General features: G+C 61.2%; 16 protein-coding genes. 11 read left to right on the forward strand and 5 right to left on the reverse strand.

Annotated elements, in window-relative coordinates:
- Both AD89_RS18875 and AD89_RS20035 read right to left on the reverse strand, forming a co-directional pair.
- On the reverse strand, positions 1–252 hold a 252-nt coding region (locus AD89_RS18875), incomplete at its 3' end, for an alcohol dehydrogenase catalytic domain-containing protein (RefSeq protein WP_442853640.1).
- Between the two features lie 114 nt (positions 253–366).
- On the reverse strand, positions 367–1,230 hold the full coding sequence (locus AD89_RS20035; protein ID WP_155807489.1) for an 8-oxoguanine DNA glycosylase OGG fold protein: 864 nt from the start codon (positions 1,228–1,230) through the stop codon (positions 367–369).
- 208 nt (positions 1,231–1,438) lie between these two features.
- Here AD89_RS20035 and AD89_RS0115515 point away from each other — a divergent pair, with 208 nt between their 5' ends.
- Both AD89_RS0115515 and AD89_RS0115520 read left to right on the forward strand, forming a co-directional pair.
- Complete coding sequence (locus AD89_RS0115515) at positions 1,439–2,197, forward strand: hypothetical protein (protein WP_155807490.1); 759 nt, start codon at positions 1,439–1,441, stop codon at positions 2,195–2,197.
- On the forward strand, positions 2,194–2,751 hold the full coding sequence (locus AD89_RS0115520; protein WP_025780390.1) for a hypothetical protein: 558 nt from the start codon (positions 2,194–2,196) through the stop codon (positions 2,749–2,751). Before AD89_RS0115515 ends, AD89_RS0115520 begins: the two co-directional genes overlap by 4 nt.
- A gap of 202 nt (positions 2,752–2,953) precedes the next feature.
- Here AD89_RS0115520 and AD89_RS0115525 read toward each other — a convergent pair whose 3' ends face one another.
- Positions 2,954–3,928 carry a quinone oxidoreductase family protein gene (locus AD89_RS0115525; protein WP_025780391.1) on the reverse strand — a complete coding sequence of 325 codons (975 nt, stop codon included), beginning with the start codon at positions 3,926–3,928 and terminating at the stop codon, positions 2,954–2,956.
- 44 nt (positions 3,929–3,972) lie between these two features.
- On the opposite strand from AD89_RS0115525, the gene argC reads away from it, so the two are divergent.
- From argC to argH, 7 genes are all read left to right on the forward strand, one after another.
- Positions 3,973–5,082, forward strand: coding sequence for an N-acetyl-gamma-glutamyl-phosphate reductase (gene argC / locus AD89_RS0115530; protein WP_081770507.1), 1,110 nt, complete (start codon positions 3,973–3,975; stop codon positions 5,080–5,082).
- Positions 5,079–6,257 (forward strand): bifunctional glutamate N-acetyltransferase/amino-acid acetyltransferase ArgJ, encoded by a 1,179-nt coding sequence (gene argJ, locus AD89_RS0115535; protein ID WP_025780394.1) that lies wholly within the window; start codon positions 5,079–5,081, stop codon positions 6,255–6,257. The genes argC and argJ overlap by 4 nt, the downstream gene beginning before the upstream one ends.
- Positions 6,254–7,282, forward strand: a complete 1,029-nt coding sequence (gene argB, locus AD89_RS0115540; RefSeq protein ID WP_081770508.1) for an acetylglutamate kinase — start codon at positions 6,254–6,256, stop codon at positions 7,280–7,282. The genes argJ and argB overlap by 4 nt, the downstream gene beginning before the upstream one ends.
- Positions 7,279–8,559, forward strand: a complete 1,281-nt coding sequence (locus AD89_RS0115545) for an acetylornithine transaminase (RefSeq protein WP_025780397.1) — start codon at positions 7,279–7,281, stop codon at positions 8,557–8,559. The genes argB and AD89_RS0115545 overlap by 4 nt, the downstream gene beginning before the upstream one ends.
- A gap of 97 nt (positions 8,560–8,656) precedes the next feature.
- Positions 8,657–9,577: an ornithine carbamoyltransferase gene (gene argF, locus AD89_RS0115550; RefSeq protein ID WP_025780398.1), complete on the forward strand. Its 921-nt coding sequence runs from the start codon at positions 8,657–8,659 to the stop codon at positions 9,575–9,577.
- Entirely contained in the window at positions 9,574–10,098 is a 525-nt protein-coding gene (locus AD89_RS0115555) for an arginine repressor (protein ID WP_422386002.1), read from the forward strand. Before argF ends, AD89_RS0115555 begins: the two co-directional genes overlap by 4 nt.
- A 158-nt stretch (positions 10,099–10,256) precedes the next feature.
- Positions 10,257–11,678 (forward strand): argininosuccinate lyase, encoded by a 1,422-nt coding sequence (gene argH, locus AD89_RS0115560; protein ID WP_025780400.1) that lies wholly within the window; start codon positions 10,257–10,259, stop codon positions 11,676–11,678.
- Positions 11,679–13,548: 1,870 nt separating this feature from the next.
- Here argH and AD89_RS19745 read toward each other — a convergent pair.
- Complete coding sequence (locus AD89_RS19745) at positions 13,549–14,280, reverse strand: RES family NAD+ phosphorylase (RefSeq protein ID WP_197021782.1); 732 nt, start codon at positions 14,278–14,280, stop codon at positions 13,549–13,551.
- An 853-nt stretch (positions 14,281–15,133) separates the two neighbouring features.
- On the opposite strand from AD89_RS19745, the gene tyrS reads away from it, so the two are divergent.
- Complete coding sequence (gene tyrS, locus AD89_RS0115580) at positions 15,134–16,420, forward strand: tyrosine--tRNA ligase (protein WP_025780404.1); 1,287 nt, start codon at positions 15,134–15,136, stop codon at positions 16,418–16,420.
- A 314-nt stretch (positions 16,421–16,734) separates the two neighbouring features.
- Positions 16,735–17,136, forward strand: a complete 402-nt coding sequence (locus tag AD89_RS0115585) for a YccF domain-containing protein (protein WP_025780405.1) — start codon at positions 16,735–16,737, stop codon at positions 17,134–17,136.
- Positions 17,137–17,146: 10 nt separating this feature from the next.
- On the opposite strand, the gene AD89_RS0115590 is transcribed toward AD89_RS0115585, so the two are convergent.
- A complete protein-coding gene (locus AD89_RS0115590) occupies positions 17,147–17,989 on the reverse strand; it encodes a formate/nitrite transporter family protein (protein WP_025780406.1) in 843 nt (280 codons plus the stop codon).
- Positions 17,990–18,567 lie beyond the last annotated feature (578 nt).

Consider the following 18,567-nt stretch of genomic DNA (forward strand, 5'->3'; position numbering starts at 1 on the left):
CCGAATGCCGCTTCCGAACAGCACGCGAAGGAGGTTATCCGTGTTCGCGACAACCTGCGTCGCATACGAACCCGGGCCCTCGTGCCAAGCGACACGGTCACCGATCTGCCAGCTCTCAATGCCCTCGCCCACCTCGGCGATGTACCCCGTGCCCTCAACTTCGACGACATGCGGATACTCCATCCGATACACACCCGAACGACGGTACGTATCGATGAAATTCACGCCCGCCGCCTCGACGTCGACGAGCACCTCACCGGGGCCCGGCTTCGGAGTCTCGATCTCACCGAACTCAAGGACTTCGGGTCCACTAGCCTGCATGGCACGAACTGCCCGGAGGAAGATGCGGCTCGTGTCTAATTGGCGCTAAGCGAGTTCACCCTGTTCGTCAACTGGGAGGAGTAGCCCTTCAAGTTCGGTGATAAGGGCCAGAGATTGGAGCTCGTTGTGGCTTGAATTGGCCAGTGCTCTCAGCTGGTCGAAAAGTAATGATGGAGATGCTACTCGTTGCTCGGCTTCCCACGACTCGGACCAATCGTTGCCTTCGAACCTACTCCCCTCGGCAAAGATGAGGTACTCCACGTCATCGATCTGAATCTCCTGGTCGAATTGCTGGGAGATATCCGCAGCCCATTCCTCGAGACTGTTGAGGAACTGCTTATAGCTAGGGGTGTGCCAGAAGCCGACTCTGAGTTTGCGGTCTGGAGCATGCTTTCGGAACCATCGGTAGACCACAGCGTCCATGACTGGTGCAGGTTCTTGTGGATTGTTCTTTGCGGTGAGGAAGTAGATGTACTTTGTTCCGAATGCGGGTCCGAGCCATTTGAGAAAAGACCGCTCACCTCCGTTGCGGCGATCGGCAATCAGTTTAAACGCTGCGAGTCCGCCATCACTTTGCGCAACGTGCGCGACTTCAAACAGTTCGGCTGCGGCCTCTGGCCGGTCCAAGATTCGCCGTGTTCTGAACGGGCCGTAACCGACGAGTCCATAGCCCCACAGCATTGCAAGCAAAAACACTTGCACAGCTTCTTCTTCATTCGTGACTACGGGGGCGAGCTGGACGGCCTGTTTGCGATCGATGGGATCGCCCTTTAGCTCTTTGAAAAAATCCTCGTATTGCCCAAGCTGGTTCGTCCAGGATTTTTGGTTCCACTTCGACGGGACTTGTGTCGGCCGACCAGCCTGTCGCCAGCGTTCATATGTGGTGATCAGTGCATCTGGAGTAGTCATGGCCCCAGCCTAAGCACGATTGTTGGAAAACGACCGCATCCTTCGACGGTTTTTTGCGAAGTCGTGGATTATTGGAACTGGTGAACCACTGTCCAAGCTGCAGTGGGAACTAGATAACTACATCTTCTACGTCAGTGCCGGACGTTAGCCTCGCTCTTGATGGCGACCTGGTGACGTAGTTGCTGGAAAAAGAGGAAGCGCTGTGGGGATGGAAGTGAACGAGTATTTCTTCGAGGTTTCGCGGTTGCACCGCGCTATCACCATGCTTGATGAGCGGATCGCTGCGGCGCCGTGCTGGGAACCGTTGTATGTTGAGAATGACGACAAACTTGGTGAGCTAGACACAGCCTCTGGCCCACTGAGCTTGATGCAACTGACTCGGATACTTTCGGAGGGCCAAGTTCCTCTCGCTTCAATGAGGTCATTCCGCGACTCGCTCGTCGCGAAGATGCATCAGGCGTATCAGAACTTCGCGGAACAAGAGTCAGAGAGTCTCTCCAATCTTCGTGAGGAATCGGCGCTTGGCGGGCTGGCTGAACAGTGCGCATTCGCGATATCTGTAGTCCTCGATTCGGTCGTCAACCAGTTCGAGGAAAATGTCGAACGAATGAACTCGACCGTGGATTATTTCTTAGAGTTCTCCGAGGAGCTCGGCTTGCCGGTTCAGGCTAAGAGCGGCCCAGAGCCGTTCTCGGGCTCGGGTGTGGTCAGACTGTCTGGTCAGAACGGTGAACCATGCAACGGCGTGAGGGTTGGCAACGATGAGCTCAGAACCGTCGACGAGGCACAAGCCGTCACTAAGTTCATCAGTCAAATAACGGTAGTCGCGGATGACATCGTTCGTAAATCATCGTCGTCCGAACGCTCTAGCGTCGTAGAGCACGAAATCTTCTCAGTTTCAGAAGAGCGCGAGTACGCGTTTGGAGAGGCAGTTTTTCCGAGCAGAGCTGGTGACACTCAGAAATGAGTGACGATTCCCTATTCACCCGAACTGCGGAGTTGAGCAGCAACCTCAAACAGCTCAAGGCCGAAGAACGGATGCTTTCAGCCATATTGCGTTCCCGTGAGGGATGCGAAACAACGGCCGATGGCAGTTTGGACAACGACTCTTCGACCGTGTCTGAATGTCAACAATCTGTCGACGAATTTGTGCGACTGAACGAGTTACGGGCTGAGATTTGGGAGACCGCAGTCGAGTTGGAATCCGTGTTCGCTGAATTTGCGAAGTCCGAACTCATAAATCTGAACGCGCAGTCAAAAGCAATTCCCGGGGTCGACCTCGGTGCGGTTTGTTCAGCAGCGGTGCAAGCGGTGGTTGCGCGATACGTTCAGGATTCTGGATCGCTCCTCAGCAAGAACAACAACGTGGCGCACCTCTTGGTGCAGTTCTCCGCGCATCTAGATCCTGGCGACCAGGGAAGCGTCCGAAATGCCAAATCAAGCAGTCCTGATGTAAAGATTCTGCGAGACGGGGATGGTCCTCGACACCGCGGAGCGAGCGTCAACGATCAAGAAATCTGATTCAGCGGCGTTGAACAAGCCATCGACGAATTTGAATCGACAGTGCTCAACGCGGTCGAAGACTGGAAGCAGAAGCGACTCGTTCGAGCTGAACGCAGGGCCGAAATACGCAAACAGCTTGGGGAACTGAACTGACGAAAGTGAACAAGGTCGGGTCCTCCGGAAGTGGAGAACCCGACCCCTTTCGGCCTGAACGTGAAGATCAGGCCGTCAGCACAACCTTGCCCGTGGTCTTGCGCCCTTCAAGCGCACGATGCGCATCTGCGGCATCGGCCAGGGCGAACGTGGCGCCGACGCGGAAGTTCAGCCAGCCGTGCTCGATGCCGTTGAAGAGCATTGCCGAACGCTTCGCCAGCTCCTCCGAGCTGCGGACGAACCACGCCAGCGACGGGCGGGACAGGAAGATTCCTCCCGAAGAGTTCAGGCGCTGAACGTCGAACGGCGGCACCTGACCCGACGCGCCGCCGAAGAGTACCATTGATCCCAACGGCTTGATCGAGGCCAACGAGGCATCGAACGTGTCCTTACCGACTCCGTCATAAGCGACATCGACACCCTCGCCATCGGTGAGCTCCTTGACCTTCGCCGTGATGTCGACGCCCTCACCGTAGAGGAACACCTCATCGGCACCGGCCTTGCGCGACAGTTCTGCCTTCTCCTCGGTGCTCACCGTCGAGATGACCTTGCCGCCCAAGTGCTTGATGATCTGTGTGAGCAACAGCCCGACACCACCGGCGCCGGCATGGACGAGCGCCGTCTGTCCCGGCTTGATCTCGTGTGAGCTGGTTGCCAGGTACTGCGCGGTCAGCCCCTGCAGCGGCATCGCCGCGGCCACCTCGGCGCTCACACCCTCCGGCACGCGCAGCAAGTTGTCCGTATTTACGACGACCTGCGTCGCATACGACCCCGGTGCCTCATGCCAGGCGACACGGTCGCCGACCTGCCAGGACTCGACGCCCTCGCCCACCTCGGCGATGCGACCCGTGCCCTCGGATCCGACGATGTGCGGGTACTCCATCGGATACACGCCCGAACGACGATACGTATCGATGAAGTTCACACCCGCCGCCGCGACATCGACGAGCACCTCACCGGCACCCGGCTTCGGGGTCGGCACCTCACCGAACTCCAGGACCTCCGGTCCACCGGCCTGCATCGCACGAACTGCCTGGGTCATGACGCCTCCTGCATATAAATTAATTGCCTGGTATGGTTATACATATGAACGATCTTACGGTTGCCGTCTCCGGTGCCACCGGATATGCCGGGGGAGAGGTCCTCCGGCTGCTGAGCACTCACCCCCACTTGAACGTCACCACGGTGTGCGGACATTCCACCGCGGGTGAGAAGCTCGGCCGACATCAACCCCATCTTCCCCGATTCTCTGACCTCGTGGTCCAGGAGTCCACCGCTGAGGTGCTCGCCGGCCACGATGTCGTCATCCTCGCGCTCCCGCACGGACAGTCCGGACAGGTCGCCGCCGAACTCGAACAGACGAGCCCCGACACCCTCATCGTCGACCTCGCCGCCGACCACCGGCTCATCAGCGCCGCCGCCTGGGAGAAGTTCTACGGCTCCGAACACCAGGGCACCTGGACCTACGGTCTGCCCGAACTGCTCACCGCCGACGGCACCAAACAGCGCGAGTCGCTGAAATCCGCGACGCGCATCGCCGTGCCCGGCTGCAATGTCACCGCCGTGAGCCTCGGGCTCGCACCTCTCATCCAGGCTGGACTCGCCGCGCCCGCCGGACTCAATGCTGTCCTCGCCAATGGTGTCTCCGGTGCAGGGAAGGCGCTGAAGCCGCACCTCACCGCCGCCGAAGTCCTCGGCAATGCCTCGCCGTATGGCACCGGCGGCACCCACCGGCATGTGCCCGAGATCGAACAGAACCTCAACGGTGTCCTCGGCGCCGACGCTGCTGACGGCCCCACACGGATCTCCTTCACCCCGACGCTTGTGCCGATGGCCCGCGGAATTCTCGCGACCATCACCGCCGACGCCGGCGAAGCCGCACCGCGCACCGCAGAAGGTCTCCTCGACGCCGCAGTGCTCAAGGAGCAGCTCACCACCGCCTTCGACCAGGCCTACTCAGGCGAACCCTTCGTCCGCGTCCTGCCCGACGGCCAGTGGCCGCAGACCGCTGCCACCACCGGGTCGAACGTCGCTCAGATCCAGTTCACTGTCGACGAACGCGCCGGGAAGATCCTCGTCGTCGTGGCCCTGGACAACCTCGTTCGCGGCACGGCCGGACAAGCCATCCAATCCATCCACCTGGCCCTCGGTCTCGACGAGACCACCGCCCTTCCTCTCGAAGGAGTCGCCCCATGAGCGTCACCGCCCCACTTGGCTTCACCGCCGCCGGACTCACCGCCGGGCTTAAACCCTCCGGCACCAAAGACCTCTCCCTCGTCGTCAACAACGGTCCCGACACCGCCGTCGCCGCCGTCTACACGTCCAACCGTTGCAAGGCCAACCCCGTCCTGTGGTCCCAAAAGGCCTCGGCCAACGGGCAAGCCCGCGCCGTCGTCCTCAACTCCGGGGGAGCGAACTGCTACACCGGCGACTTCGGATACGAGACCACGACACTCACCGCGCAGACCACCGCCGAACTCCTCACCAACGCCGGCACCGAAACGCAAGCTGAGGACGTGCTCGTCTGCTCGACCGGACTTATCGGCGTCGGGGGCCAGGGCTTCCGCGACTCCATCGTGAATAACCTCGCCCCTCTCGTCGCCGCGGCCGACACGAGCGTCGAAGCCGGACAGTCCGCTGCCGAAGCGATCATGACCACCGACACCGTCGCGAAGACCGCCAGCCGCACCGGTTCCAGCGGGTTTACGATCGGCGGCATGGGCAAGGGTGCCGGCATGCTCGCCCCCGGTTTGGCCACGATGCTCGTCGTCATCACGACCGACGCGAAACTCGACCAGACCACACTCGACCAAGCACTGCGGGCCTCGACGAGCCAGTCCTTCGACCGCCTCGACACCGACGGCTGCATGTCGACGAACGACACCGTCATCCTCATGTCTTCCGGCGCCCACGACGCCGCCGTCGACGCCGACGAGTTCACCACCCTGCTGCGCGAACTCTGCCTCGACCTCATGCACCAACTCCACGTCGACGCCGAAGGCGCCCACCACGACATCTCCATCACCACCCGCGGCGCCGCCAGCGAACAAGACGCCGTCGAAGTCTCGCGCTCCGTGGCCAGATCGGCCCTGTTCAAGGCCGCGATCTTCGGGGAGGACCCGAACTGGGGTCGCGTCGTCGCTCAGGTGGGAACTACCTCGGCGGATTTCGATCCCACCCAGATCGACGTGATCATCAACGGCGTCCAAGTGTGCACGGCCTCCGGCCCCGACGAAGACCCTGCGAACGTGACATTCGACCGCACAGTTGATGTGTCAATCGACCTCCACGCTGGAGACGACACCGCCACCGTGTGGACCTCGGACCTCACCCACGACTACGTCGAAGAGAACAGCGCCTACTCCTCATGAACACCCCCGTCGACATGTCCACGAAATCCACGGCCGCCCGGCTCGCCGCCGCCCAGGTCAAAGCCGAAGCGCTCACCGAGGCGCTGCCCTGGATCAAGACCTTCGCCGGCGCCACGATCGTCATCAAATACGGCGGCAACGCCATGGTCTCCCCGGAGCTGCAGCAGTCCTTCGCCGATGACATCGCGTTCCTCCGCTTCGCCGGGATCCGCCCCGTCGTCGTCCACGGCGGCGGCCCCCAGATCTCGGCCATGCTGAAACGCTTGGGCATCGAGTCCGAGTTCAAGGCCGGGCAGCGCGTGACCACCGAGGAAGCCGCCGAGGTCATCCGCATGGTCCTGTCCGGCCAGGTCAACCGCGACATCGTGTCCCGGATCAACCAGAACGGTGACGCCGCGATCGGCCTGTCCGGTGAGGACGCCGACCTCCTGCTGGCGAACAAGGCCACCGCCGAGGTGGACGGCGAAGTCATCGACCTCGGCCGAGTGGGCGAGATCGCCCAGGTCAACACCACCGTGCTCACCGAACTCCTCGACGCCGGCCGGGTTCCCGTCATCTGTTCCATCGCCTCCGAGATCGGGGGAGAGGCGGGGAAGCCGCTCAACATCAATGCGGACCTGGCCGCCTCGGCGGTGGCGAAGGCGCTGAAGGCACACAAACTCATCATGCTCACCGATGTGCCCGGCCTCTACGCGAACTGGCCGGACACGTCCTCGCTCATCTCCCGCATCGACCCGGACAAGCTGCGCGAACTCCTGCCCTCGCTCGATTCGGGGATGATCCCGAAGATGACCGCCGCACTCGAGGCGATCGAGCACGGGGTCAAGCAGGCCCACATCATCGACGGCCGGATGGCGCATTCCCTCCTCCTCGAGGTCTTCACCTCGGAAGGCATCGGCACCATGGTCGAAGACACCATCGTCGAACCCGCCCCGCTGGGCGACGGGCACCAGCCCAACCCCGCCGAGGCGGCCCCGACGGACGGTTTGAACGCTAGCAACGACAGCAACGGAGGACGTTCATGAGTGATCAGACGGGTACGCAGGCTTCGGCTGCGCAGGCTTCCGATCAGGCCCAGACGTGGCGCGACGATTTCTCCCGTGTCCTGTCCCCGGTGTTCGGGTCCCCGCAGCTCGACATCGTCCGCGGTGAAGGCTCCTACGTGTGGGATGCGGCGGGCAAGCAGTACCTCGACCTGCTCGCCGGCATCGCCGTCAACGCCCTCGGCCACTGTCACCCCGCCTGGGTCAACGCCATCACCGAGCAGGCCTCGACGCTCGGGCACATCTCGAACTTCTTCACCTCCCCGGCCCAGATCGGACTGGCCGAGAAACTCCACGAGGTCCTCGACCTGCCTGCCGGTTCAGCCGTGTTCTTCTCGAACTCGGGAACAGAAGCCAACGAGGCGGCCTTCAAGATGGCCCGCCGCGCCGCCGGCGGAGGACGCCCCTTCATCATCGCCGTCGAGGGCGCCTTCCACGGCCGCACCATGGGCGCCCTCGCACTGACCGCGAAGGAAGCGTACCGCGCCCCCTTCGCACCCGGAGTCCCCGGAGTCGTCCACGTGCCCTACGGGGATGTCGAGGCTCTCGAAGCTGCGATCAACGAGAACACTGCAGCTGTGTTCATCGAACCCGTCCAGGGTGAGGTCGGCGTGCGGACGCATCCGGCCGGCTATCTCACCGCGGTGCGGGAACTGACGCAGAAGGTCGGGGCGCTCATGATCCTCGACGAGGTGCAGTCGGGCATCGGCCGCACCGGGTCCTGGTTCGCCCATCAGGATCCCGAGATCGGCGAGGGTGTCACTCCTGACATCATCACCTCGGCGAAGGGGCTCGGCGGCGGCATGCCGATCGGCGCGACCATCACCGTCGGCGATGCGAACACGAAGCTGCTCGAAGCCGGTCAGCACGGCACGACCTTCGGCGGCAACCCTCTGTCGTGTGCTGCCGGGCTCGCGGTGCTCGAGACCATCGAGGAGGAGGGGCTGCTCGACCATGTCTCCGAGGTCAGCGACTGGCTGAAGGGGCAGCTGGCAAAGATCGACGGCATCGGCGAGATCACCGGCAAGGGACTGCTGCTCGGGCTCGAACTGACAGCCGGTGCGTCAGGTGACAGCGCAACAGGAGCGGCCGACGCTCAGGTTCCGGACTCGAAGGCCGTGGCCGCTCGCGCGCTCGAGGCCGGGTTCATCATCAATCCGGTCGCCCCGGGACGTCTGCGCCTCGCCCCGCCGCTGACCATCACCACCGACGAACTCACCCCGTTCATCGACGCCCTGCCCGGTCTTATCACCGGCTGAGCCGCAAACTCAGCGCTGACGACAAGCCAGGGTTCGCACGGAACGGCGGACCACCTCGGCGCCGGCATCACCAACCCAGACTTTCGAAGGACACGTTATGACACGCCACTTCCTCAAGGACACGGACCTCAGTCCGGCCGAGCAGGCCGAAGTCCTCGACCTCGCCGTCGAACTCAAGGCCGCCCCCTACTCGCGGACCCCGCTTGCCGGCCCGCAGACCGCCGCGGTCATCTTCGACAAGACCTCGACTAGGACCCGGGTGTCCTTCGCCGCCGGCATCGCCGCGCTCGGCGGGCAGCCGCTCATCATCAACCCCGGTGAGGCGCAGCTCGGACACAAGGAATCCATCGCCGACACCGCGCAGGTGATGTCACGGATGGTCTCGGCGATCATCTGGCGCACCTACGCCCAGGCCGGCCTCGAAGAGATGGCCGAGCACTCCTCCGTGCCCGTCATCAACTCCCTGTCCGATGACTTCCACCCCTGCCAGATCCTTGCCGACCTGCTCACCATCCGCGAACACCGCGGCAACGTGAAGGGCCAGACCATGACGTACTACGGCGATGGGGCGAACAATATGGCCAACTCCTACGCCCTCGGCGGAGTCAACGCCGGAATGCACGTGCGCATCGCAGCACCGGCCGATTATCAGCCGGCCGCGGAGATCGTTGCCGAGGCCGAGGCACTCGCCGCCCAGACCGGGGGATCGCTCACCGTCACCGACGACCCGGTGGCCGCCGCGACCGGCGCCGACGTCCTCGTCACCGACACCTGGGTATCCATGGGTCAGGACTCTGCCGGACGCGACGACGAGGCCTCACCGTTCACGAAGTTCCAGGTCAACCAGGAACTCATGAACCTCGGAAACGACGCGATCTTCCTCCACTGCCTGCCCGCCTACCGCGGCAAAGAGGTCACGGCCGAGGTCATCGACGGCCCCGCCTCGGTAGTCTTCGACGAGGCCGAGAACCGCCTCCACGCGCAGAAGGCACTCATGACCTTCCTCCTGGAGCGATGATGGCCGACACGAATAACAGCGCCCCGCTGACGAAGACCGCCCGCCAGCAGAAGATCATCGATCTCATCACCCGCCAGTCCGTGCGGTCCCAGATCGAACTCGCCGAGGCGCTCGCGACGCAGGGCATCACCGTCACCCAGGCGACCCTGTCGCGCGACCTCGCCGAGGTGGGAGCCGTGAAGATCCGATCCACCGCGGGATCCGTCTACGCCGTTCCCGGTGAAGGTGGGGACCGGTCCCTGCAGCAGTCGACGGGGGAGAGCCTCGACGCGAAGCTGCCGCGGATCCTCGAGGAGCTGCTCGTCTCCGCGGTGTCTCAGGACAACACGGTCGTGCTGCGCACCCCGCCGGGTGCGGCACAGTATCTGGCCTCGGCGATCGACCGGTCGTCGATGGTCGGCATCTTCGGCACGTTGGCCGGCGACGACACCGTGCTCGTCATCGCCGATGCCGCGGTCGGGGGAGCGGCCCTGGCCGAGACCTTCCTCGAATACGCGGCCGGTGGGCTGGCCGAGGGGTGAGCCTCTGTCGGTGGGCCTTGGAACCGGGCGGGTCGCCTCGGCAGGAATCCACGGGACGGACGGCCGTCTCGGCGAGGGAAAAATGGAACAATGACAACTGAGTTTCATCATTTCAATGAACGGGCCGGCGCATCCGTGCTGGTGGGAAAGGACGATCTGTGAGCGAACGACTGAGCCTGTGGGGCGGACGATTCTCCGACGGTCCGGCCGATGCGCTGGCCGCGCTGAGCAAGTCCACGGACTTCGACTGGCGCCTGGCGAAGTACGACATCGCCGGTTCCAAGGCCCACGCGAAGGTCCTCCACCATGCGGGACTGCTCACCGATGACGAGCTGTCGGGAATGCATTCGGCACTCGACGAGCTGCAGCGTCGGGTGGAAGCGGGCGAATACGTCGCGGCCGAGTCCGATGAGGACGTGCACTCGTCGCTCGAGCGCGGGCTCATCGAGATCGCCGGACCCGAGCTCGGAGGGAAGCTGCGCGCCGGACGGTCCCGGAATGACCAGATCGCGACGATGGGGCGGATGTACCTGCGTGACCATGCCCGTGAGGTCGCCGGTCTCGTGCTCGACACCGTCGAGGTGCTCATCGCTCAGGCCGAAGAGCACCCCGAGGCGCCGATGCCCGGACGCACCCACCTCCAACACGCTCAGCCGGTTCTGTTGGCCCACCATCTGCTTGCCCACGCGTGGCCGCTGCTACGCGACGTCGCCCGCTTCGTCGACTTCGATGCCCGCGCCGGTGTCTCGGCTTATGGTTCGGGTGCTCTGGCTGGATCGTCGTTGGCCCTCGACCCGCAGGCCGTGGCCGCGGACCTCGGATTCAACGATTCGGTGGAGAACTCCATCGACGGCACCGCCTCGCGCGATGCCTTCGCCGAGTACCTGTTCATCACGACGATGATCGGCATCGACCTCTCCCGCCTGTCCGAGGAGGTCATCGCGTGGGCGACGAAGGAGTTCTCGTTCGTCACCCTCCACGATGCGTACTCGACGGGGTCGTCGATCATGCCGCAGAAGAAGAACCCCGACGTCGCCGAGCTCACCCGCGGCAAGTCCGGTCGCCTCATCGGTGACCTCACCGGTCTGCTGTCGACGCTCAAGGCGCTGCCGTTGGCGTACAACCGGGATCTGCAGGAGGACAAGGAACCGGTCTTCGACGCCACGGACACCCTCGAGCTGCTGCTGCCAGCGTTCACCGGGATGATCGCGACGCTGAAGTTCGATACCGAGCGGATGGCCTACCTGGCTCCGCGCGGCTTCGCCCTGGCTACCGACATTGCCGAGTGGCTTGTGCGTGAAGGTGTGCCGTTCCGTGTCGCGCACGAGCTCTCGGGGGCGTGCGTGCAGCTTGCAGAGTCGCGGGACGTGGAGCTGTGGGATCTGTCCGATGAGGACTTCGCGGGAATCTCCGAGCACCTCACTCCGGCTGTTCGCGAAGTGCTCACGACACTTGGTTCGATCGATTCGCGCAATGCCAAGGGTGGCACGGCTCGCTCGGCCGTCGATCAGCAGATTGCGAATGCGAAGGCTGAGGTCACCCGCCTCCGTGAGTTTGCGGAGTCGGCTCGCAACGTGTGAACCGATTCCTTGATGGGCAGGGTAGTGGAGGGACCGAATTTCTCGTCCATTGGTGACCGGAATGAAGCGAGGAACTGCCCGACGGTTACTATTTCCAGTTATTTGACTAAAAGTCCATGATGACATTTCCAGTTTCGTGGAGCCTTCGCTTTAAAACTAGGTGAAAAATGTGTAATAAGAAACCTGCTTTGTAAAGAATATTCTCTTATGTAGATAGAGGCGGGTGGACTGGAAGCAATGGTTTGATAGTCAAAGTTCTGGCGCAAGGGTGCTGGGGAATCTGAGTACCTTGTGTAGAATTGTGCTTCCGGCGGCAGATGTAGATTTAATCATAGTGGGGTAGCTTCACTCCCTTTCGATTGAGCGGTTCGCTTGGGCAGTAGCCGAAATTTTGATTAGGTTACTTCTACTAAACCAGAGAAACCAAATGGTTAATAACTGTTGCATTGGCTCTGACTTACCCGCATGGACTTACCCGCAGGCTTGTACCGGCAATCTATTCTGCTCTTGAACTTTGATATATCAGGTCTGCGCTTGAGAGTTCTTTGTCCATATTGGACGTTCGCGGCACGTCGTTATCTCACCCGCGTCAAAATGTCTCCTCGGCGCTGGAATCGGTGTTTTCGAACCGTGAACTCGAACGCGATTTGAGGATGTAGATCCTGGTTAATGTAGCGTATCGCTTGATCAGCGGCCACGGGCTTGTAACCCTTCACCGCGTCCTTGAGGACGATCTTGAAACCCCATGGCTTTGCGTTTAGATAGACTTGGTGAGTTGATGCGAGTAGAGTTCGTCCGCCGTCTGCGTTATATAGATACGCCTCAACTTCAGTAACAGGCTCGTCAAGACGGTTTTCAAAACTGTAATACACAGTTGTCAGGGCTCTCCAGCTTTTACCTCCAGCCTGCTTAGATTGGCGGTTCTCGAATGAACCAGGGGAAGAACGTAGGACGCACTGCCGTGCCATAGCGGTGCACACGGTAATCTCCGTTTTCCATTGATTCCAGATTGGAAGAGCTAGTAAGCCGATTGAGATTGCTGTCGCTAGCCCGCCAACCCATGTTCCAAGCGCACTGAAGAGATTTACGTCAAAGGCGCAATCACTTCCACATGAAGACCATGCTCCTAGCAAGTAGGCTACTAGGAGTAGAGCTAAAATAATCAGTCCTGCGATTAAACAATATAATATTTTTAGGGTACTTTTGGAAGTTTGAAAGACCTTCAATTGACTTGCTTTCACCAGTAGGAATGTCTTATTGATGCAACGAAAATGTTGTAAGTCTACGATGGTAAGGGTCGGTATCAGCTGTGAATCCCGATCTCGAGCGCAAACCGGATTTTAATTTTGCTATGTCTAGTGTGACATGACCAACGAGTGTCGTTGAGATGCTACAGGAGACCTCGGTCGAGTTTTCCTTAGTCCGAACCACCACGGTCAGTAGAATCCCTGAATTGAGGATGGCGTCGGTGGTTTCCAGAGGGGTCTAAGCCAGCGGCGCTTATGCCGTCCCAGGTTGTGGTGGCCCCCGAAGCTTAATGCGGCTCGCAATGCTGTCGTCGGGGTCAGGGCCGAGATCTGCTCCATGAGTGCACGCTGCGTCTTCAGTTCTTATTGACGTTTCGCTCGGTTAGATGGCCCGCCCTGTCCCAGAAGCCTGATAATAGCTGATCAGTTCTGGAACTGAACGACATCAATCTGTCTTTCTGGGCACTCGGGTTAAAGCGTCCAAGGCATAGACCGAGCCGCATCGTGTTTGGCGAACTCGGCAGTTCGAGCACTCCGGTCAGTTCGGCCGCATTAGCTCCGTTGCTGGGACATAAGCCTGTCTCGCGCTTGCGTGAGTTTGCGGGGTCTGCTCGCAGCGTGACTCACTCGAGCGGCGAGACCACCGTGACAGCGACGTCTTCGAGTAGTTCATCCAACTTGATGCGCCCGGCCCCTTCGCCGGTTGCTCCGACTGATGTCAACGACAGTGTGAGTGCAAGAGCATCACGACCGTTGGCCAAACGGTCGGCAAAGAGGACAAGCGCTTCTGCGTCCGGACGTCCGCTGATCTCAGTCTGACGAGAATGCCAGACGATGCCAGCGAGGTTCTGTTGGGAGGCGTGAATGGCTCTCGCTACTGTACGGGTGCACGGATAGTGCTCTTGGGACGATGATGCGATCGCGGAGCGACCGATGCCAAGTGCTGCCATCTCGGGATTGCGCAGGTCGGCGACATGCAGAGCTTCGACCGTCTCAAGTCCGACGTGGAGCTGCTGCCCATAGAACTGCGTCTCGGAGACCTCACGAATTTCCCATTCGCCGACGTCCCTGAGCACCGTCTCCAGCAGAGCCGCGTGTGGGGTCTCTGCCAGATAAAGCGTCGGAACCCGCCTGTTCGTTCCCTCCTCGTTAAACGGTGAGAATCGAGCATCTCCTAATCCAGGGTTGGCTTCGGTTTGGCCGAACTGCGAGCTGTAGAGCCGGTGCCATGTGATGCCGACAGAAATAGTGTAAGTCGGCAGGCTCCTACCTCGGGCCAGGCTCGTCAAAGCCTCTGTGGCGACAGGACATTGATCGGGTTCCGGGCACTCGAGGTCTTCAGGAGCAAACCTCAAGTTCATGCACCTGCGGGAAAGGCGAGGTCGGCGATTCGGCGGTCGACAGCGCGATTAACACGTTTCAGGTCGGAGGCGACAGCCTCGGCGGGGGTAGTTCCACTTAGCAGACTTGTGGGGCTGGTGACCCACGACCACAGGGGCCAGGGCTCCATCCCTGCAGTCAGGAGTGGTTTGACGAGGTGTTCGCTGACGAGATCATTGATCTGCCCGTCTGCTGTGAGCTCGACGGTGGGTATCAGCGTTTTGCCTTTGACTTCGGCGGTGAACAGCCGCCTGTCCTTGCGGTGCCGATTCACCCACGAGCGTGCACCGCTCTCTTTAGTGCCCCGCAGTTCTGCAGGGCTCTTATAGGTCGCCGCACCTGCGTGTAGTCGATCAGTCTGATGCGTGCATGCACCGTACGCAGAGCCTGCTTCTGAGTGGCTTCTGAGATTAGCGGAAGGTCGTCGACATACGCATGGCAGACTGTGGTGCGAAGTTCGTTTCGCGCTTGAACACGAAGCTGGACATGTTTGGCATAGCGGTTGATCGCGTCCTGTGCCTCTGCTTGTGTGAGTCCGTGGAGTTCAAAACCGTCGGATTGTGCTGAGCCGCGTGCCTGAGCCGTCATTGGTGCCTCCTCGACTGCTCTGCTTCTAACACCTGCAACATGCCACAATCTAGTGTTACATCATTTATCGGGCCCGGGCGAACGCCTGGCGAGCGGCATACCGACTACGGGAATTGCACCGCCAAGCGTGCTTGCGGCGGACGTGTCTGAGCAACCAAGGCCACAGCCTCCTCGGCGACCACGTAGAATTGACCCCGTCGTCTCCGCGCCGACACAGACCACAGATTCGAAAGGACCGAAGTGACCGACATCTTCAGCGAACTCAAGGCCCGCGGGCTCGTCGCAGTTTCCACGGACGAGACCGCCCTGCAGAAAGCCCTGGCCGAGGAGTCGCTGACCTATTATGTCGGTTTCGATCCGACGGCCCCGAGCCTGCACATGGGCAACCTTGTCCAGCTGCTCACCGCCGCCCGCCTCCAGCAGGCCGGCCACAATCCGCTCGCCCTCGTCGGCGGCGCCACCGGCCTCATCGGCGACCCGCGCATGTCGGGCGAGCGGACGCTCAACCCACGTGAGGTCGTCGAGGAATGGGTGGCGAAGATTCGCACCCAGGTCGAGAAGTTCCTCGACTTCGACGGCCCCAACGCCGCCCAGATCGTCAACAACCTCGACTGGACCTCGCAGCTGTCGGCCATCGACTTCCTCCGCGACATCGGCAAGCACTTCCCGGTCAACCGGATGCTCGCGAAGGAATCCGTCTCCGCGCGCCTCAACAGCGAAGCCGGAATCTCCTTCACTGAGTTCTCCTACCAGATCCTCCAGGGCAACGACTACCTTGAGCTCAACCGCCGCTACGGCTGCTCACTGCAGACCGGCGGCTCCGACCAGTGGGGCAACCTCACCTCGGGCGTCGACCTCATCCGCCGCGTCGAGCAGAAGTCCGTCCACGCCCTGGCCACCCCGCTGATCACGAAGGCCGACGGCACGAAGTTCGGTAAGACCGAATCCGGCACCGTATGGCTGGATTCGTCGCTGACCAGCCCGTATGCGTTCAGCCAGTTTTGGCTCAACGCCGACGACCGCGACGTGGTGAAGTACCTCAAGGTGTTCTCGCTGCGTCCGCTCGACGAGATCGAAGCTATCGAAGCCGAGTTCACTGCTGCCCCGCATACCCGTGTAGCGCAGAAGGCCCTCGCCGAGGATGTCACCACCTTGGTCCACGGACGCCAAGCCTACGAGCAGGCCATCGCTGCCGCCTCCGCCCTCTTCGGCGGGGGAGAGCTCACCGGCCTTGATTCGTCGACGCTGGGTGCGGCAACTTCCGAGCTGCCGCGGGGTGAGGTGTCGACGACCCAGCTGGCCGAAGGCCTGCCGGTTGCTGATGCGTTCGTCGCTGCCGGCATCGTCAAGTCCAAGGGTGAGGCTCGCCGTGCCATCAAGGACGGGGGAGCGTACGTCAACAACGTCAAGGTCGCCGACCAGGAGCAGACCCTGTCTTCCGATGATGTGCTCTCGACAGAAGCTGGAGGAGTCGTCCTCCTGCGCCGAGGCAAGAAGACCCTCGGTGCTGTCGACATCGTCGGCTGAGCAACCTCCGTCATTGATAATGCCGTGTCCTCCGCACCCGGAGGGCGCGGCATTGTCGTATTCACGACAGTTGGGACCGTTCGACAACGGAAAACCTTGTCATCGACGAATACAAGAAGCCGCATTGTAGAGGCTGCTTCAGCGGCAGCCTTGCGGCCAACGGAACGCGGTCAATCAGCGTGCGCTCTGGCAGCCTGCGGTCAACCGGACTGGCGATGTGGGGCCATCACCATGGAAAAGCATGCGGTCATCGAGCAGACTGGCAGATGACGGACAACCGCACGAATACCGACTGACGAACGCACGAGGAGATCATGCGCACCCTGCTCAACATCATCTGGTTCATCTTCTCCGGCCTCTGGCTGGCACTCGGGTACTGGGCCGCCGGCATCATCGCCTGCATCTTCATCGTCACCATCCCCTGGGGCATCGCGTCCTTCCGCATCGGCAACTATGCACTATGGCCCTTCGGCCGCGAAGTCATCGAGACCCGCCCGGCGGGAGTGGCGACGACCCTGGGCAACATCATCTGGCTCATCGTCGCCGGCGTCTGGCTCGCCATCGGACACGTCGTCACCTCGATCCCGCTGTTCATCTCGATCATCGGCATCCCGCTCGGCTGGGCGAACATCAAGCTCATCCCCGTCTCTCTCATGCCGCTGGGCAAACAGATCGTCGACAGCGACCGGCTGATGCCCGGTTACCGCGGAGCCTGACTCAACCGGTTCAAGCGCTCTGCTCTTCGAGTTCCTCGAGAGAGATGCGGCCATTGCGCACTGCCCAGAGCACGCGGCGTGTGCGAATGATTCGGGGCAGGGTGATGATCAGCAGCCCACCGAGCATGTTGAACGGGATCACGATAGCGAACCACTGCAGGAAATCGAGGATCGAAATGTCTGCGCCCGTCATCATGGCGGCAAGGATGAGAATCGCATTGATGGCTCCGTGCAACATGCTGGCTCCGATCACCAATAGGCCGGTGATCATGCAGACGATCGCCTTGACCGTGTCGTTCGATGTTCCCTGCTGCATGCGTGTCGCCAATGTGATCGTCGCGCCGGCGAGAAGTGAGAGAGCGAGCATGACGATGAGCGAAGACTGGTTGATATAGCCGAGCGCCATATCCGCGATCGTCTTGTGATAGTCCGGGAGGGCGATGACGATCAGCCAGGCGAAGACCGCGCCGCCAACCATGTTTGTCACGAGGGTGGTCAACCAGAGGCGGAATACCTGTACCCAATTCGCTTGCCCGGCGATGACGGCGTTGATCGGAAGGAGGAACTCTTCGGTGAAGAGCTCAGAATGCGCCAGCCTCAACGCCAGCAGTCCGATGCCGAACGCCATCCCTGCCAGAATCTCCGACCCGGTTGCTTGCTTGACGAGCACCATGGCCAAAATGCCGAGACCGACATCGATGCCGCCGAAGAGCCCGGTGACGATGAGTTCCGGCCACTTCCGGTTGAGCCGCTTGGCACCCTCCGTGACTGTATTTGCCGCCTCGTCGATGAGGGCGTCTTCAAGATCGAGGTCGTTTCGGCCAAGTCGTACTCGTTGCTCTTTCTGAGTCATCCCGTCAGTGTAGGGGCTGGGACGACCCGAAACGCTGGGAATCACCTGCACGGCGAGGGCCAGGGACTGCCGTCGGCGAGAACCTGGCGGGGCTCGGGAGTCGTGCTGCCGTGCCTGTGGCAGTAGGTGTGAAACCGGGTGTATACCCCTGGTGATGGGTGTCACAGCAAGATTTCCGTTCTCGAGTTGCACGTCGCCTCTGGGGTGGTCTAGAGTTATATCTCGTTGCCCCGCCGGAAACGAGGTTCACGGAACACCGTTTCGACCGGGTCTGACCAGGACAAACACAGTTTGATCCAAGGGTTCAGGCGATCGGGTGGGTAACCAAAAAATGAAACTGATACCCCCAGTGAACACACTGTCTTTGTGGTGTGGTGATGGGTGTGTGTTTGTGGTTTGAGAATCCAATAGCGTGTTTGTTTGAACAAGTTGTGATGCCAGAACATTTTATTTTCTGGTAAGACAATCACCTGGCCAAACAGTGGTTCACCCTCGTGTGGGTGGTTCTTCGCCGAACCTCCTGCTGTTAAGTGGGGTGGATGGTGTGTTTGGTCAGTATTTTATGGGTCAACCTTCTC

Origin of the sequence: Brevibacterium sp. VCM10, from assembly GCF_000583215.1 — a bacterium.
Classification (GTDB): Bacteria; Actinomycetota; Actinomycetes; order Actinomycetales; family Brevibacteriaceae; genus Brevibacterium; species Brevibacterium linens.

Coding starts and splice junctions, on each gene's coding strand:
- AD89_RS20035 (WP_155807489.1), bottom strand. CDS start 1,230: ATGACTACTCCAGATGCACTGATCACCACATATGAACGCTGGCGACAG.
- AD89_RS0115515 (WP_155807490.1), top strand. CDS start 1,439: ATGGAAGTGAACGAGTATTTCTTCGAGGTTTCGCGGTTGCACCGCGCT.
- AD89_RS0115520 (WP_025780390.1), top strand. CDS start 2,194: ATGAGTGACGATTCCCTATTCACCCGAACTGCGGAGTTGAGCAGCAAC.
- AD89_RS0115525 (WP_025780391.1), bottom strand. CDS start 3,928: ATGACCCAGGCAGTTCGTGCGATGCAGGCCGGTGGACCGGAGGTCCTG.
- argC (WP_081770507.1), top strand. CDS start 3,973: ATGAACGATCTTACGGTTGCCGTCTCCGGTGCCACCGGATATGCCGGG.
- argJ (WP_025780394.1), top strand. CDS start 5,079: ATGAGCGTCACCGCCCCACTTGGCTTCACCGCCGCCGGACTCACCGCC.
- argB (WP_081770508.1), top strand. CDS start 6,254: ATGAACACCCCCGTCGACATGTCCACGAAATCCACGGCCGCCCGGCTC.
- AD89_RS0115545 (WP_025780397.1), top strand. CDS start 7,279: ATGAGTGATCAGACGGGTACGCAGGCTTCGGCTGCGCAGGCTTCCGAT.
- argF (WP_025780398.1), top strand. CDS start 8,657: ATGACACGCCACTTCCTCAAGGACACGGACCTCAGTCCGGCCGAGCAG.
- AD89_RS0115555 (WP_422386002.1), top strand. CDS start 9,574: ATGATGGCCGACACGAATAACAGCGCCCCGCTGACGAAGACCGCCCGC.
- AD89_RS0115585 (WP_025780405.1), top strand. CDS start 16,735: ATGCGCACCCTGCTCAACATCATCTGGTTCATCTTCTCCGGCCTCTGG.
- AD89_RS0115590 (WP_025780406.1), bottom strand. CDS start 17,989: ATGACTCAGAAAGAGCAACGAGTACGACTTGGCCGAAACGACCTCGAT.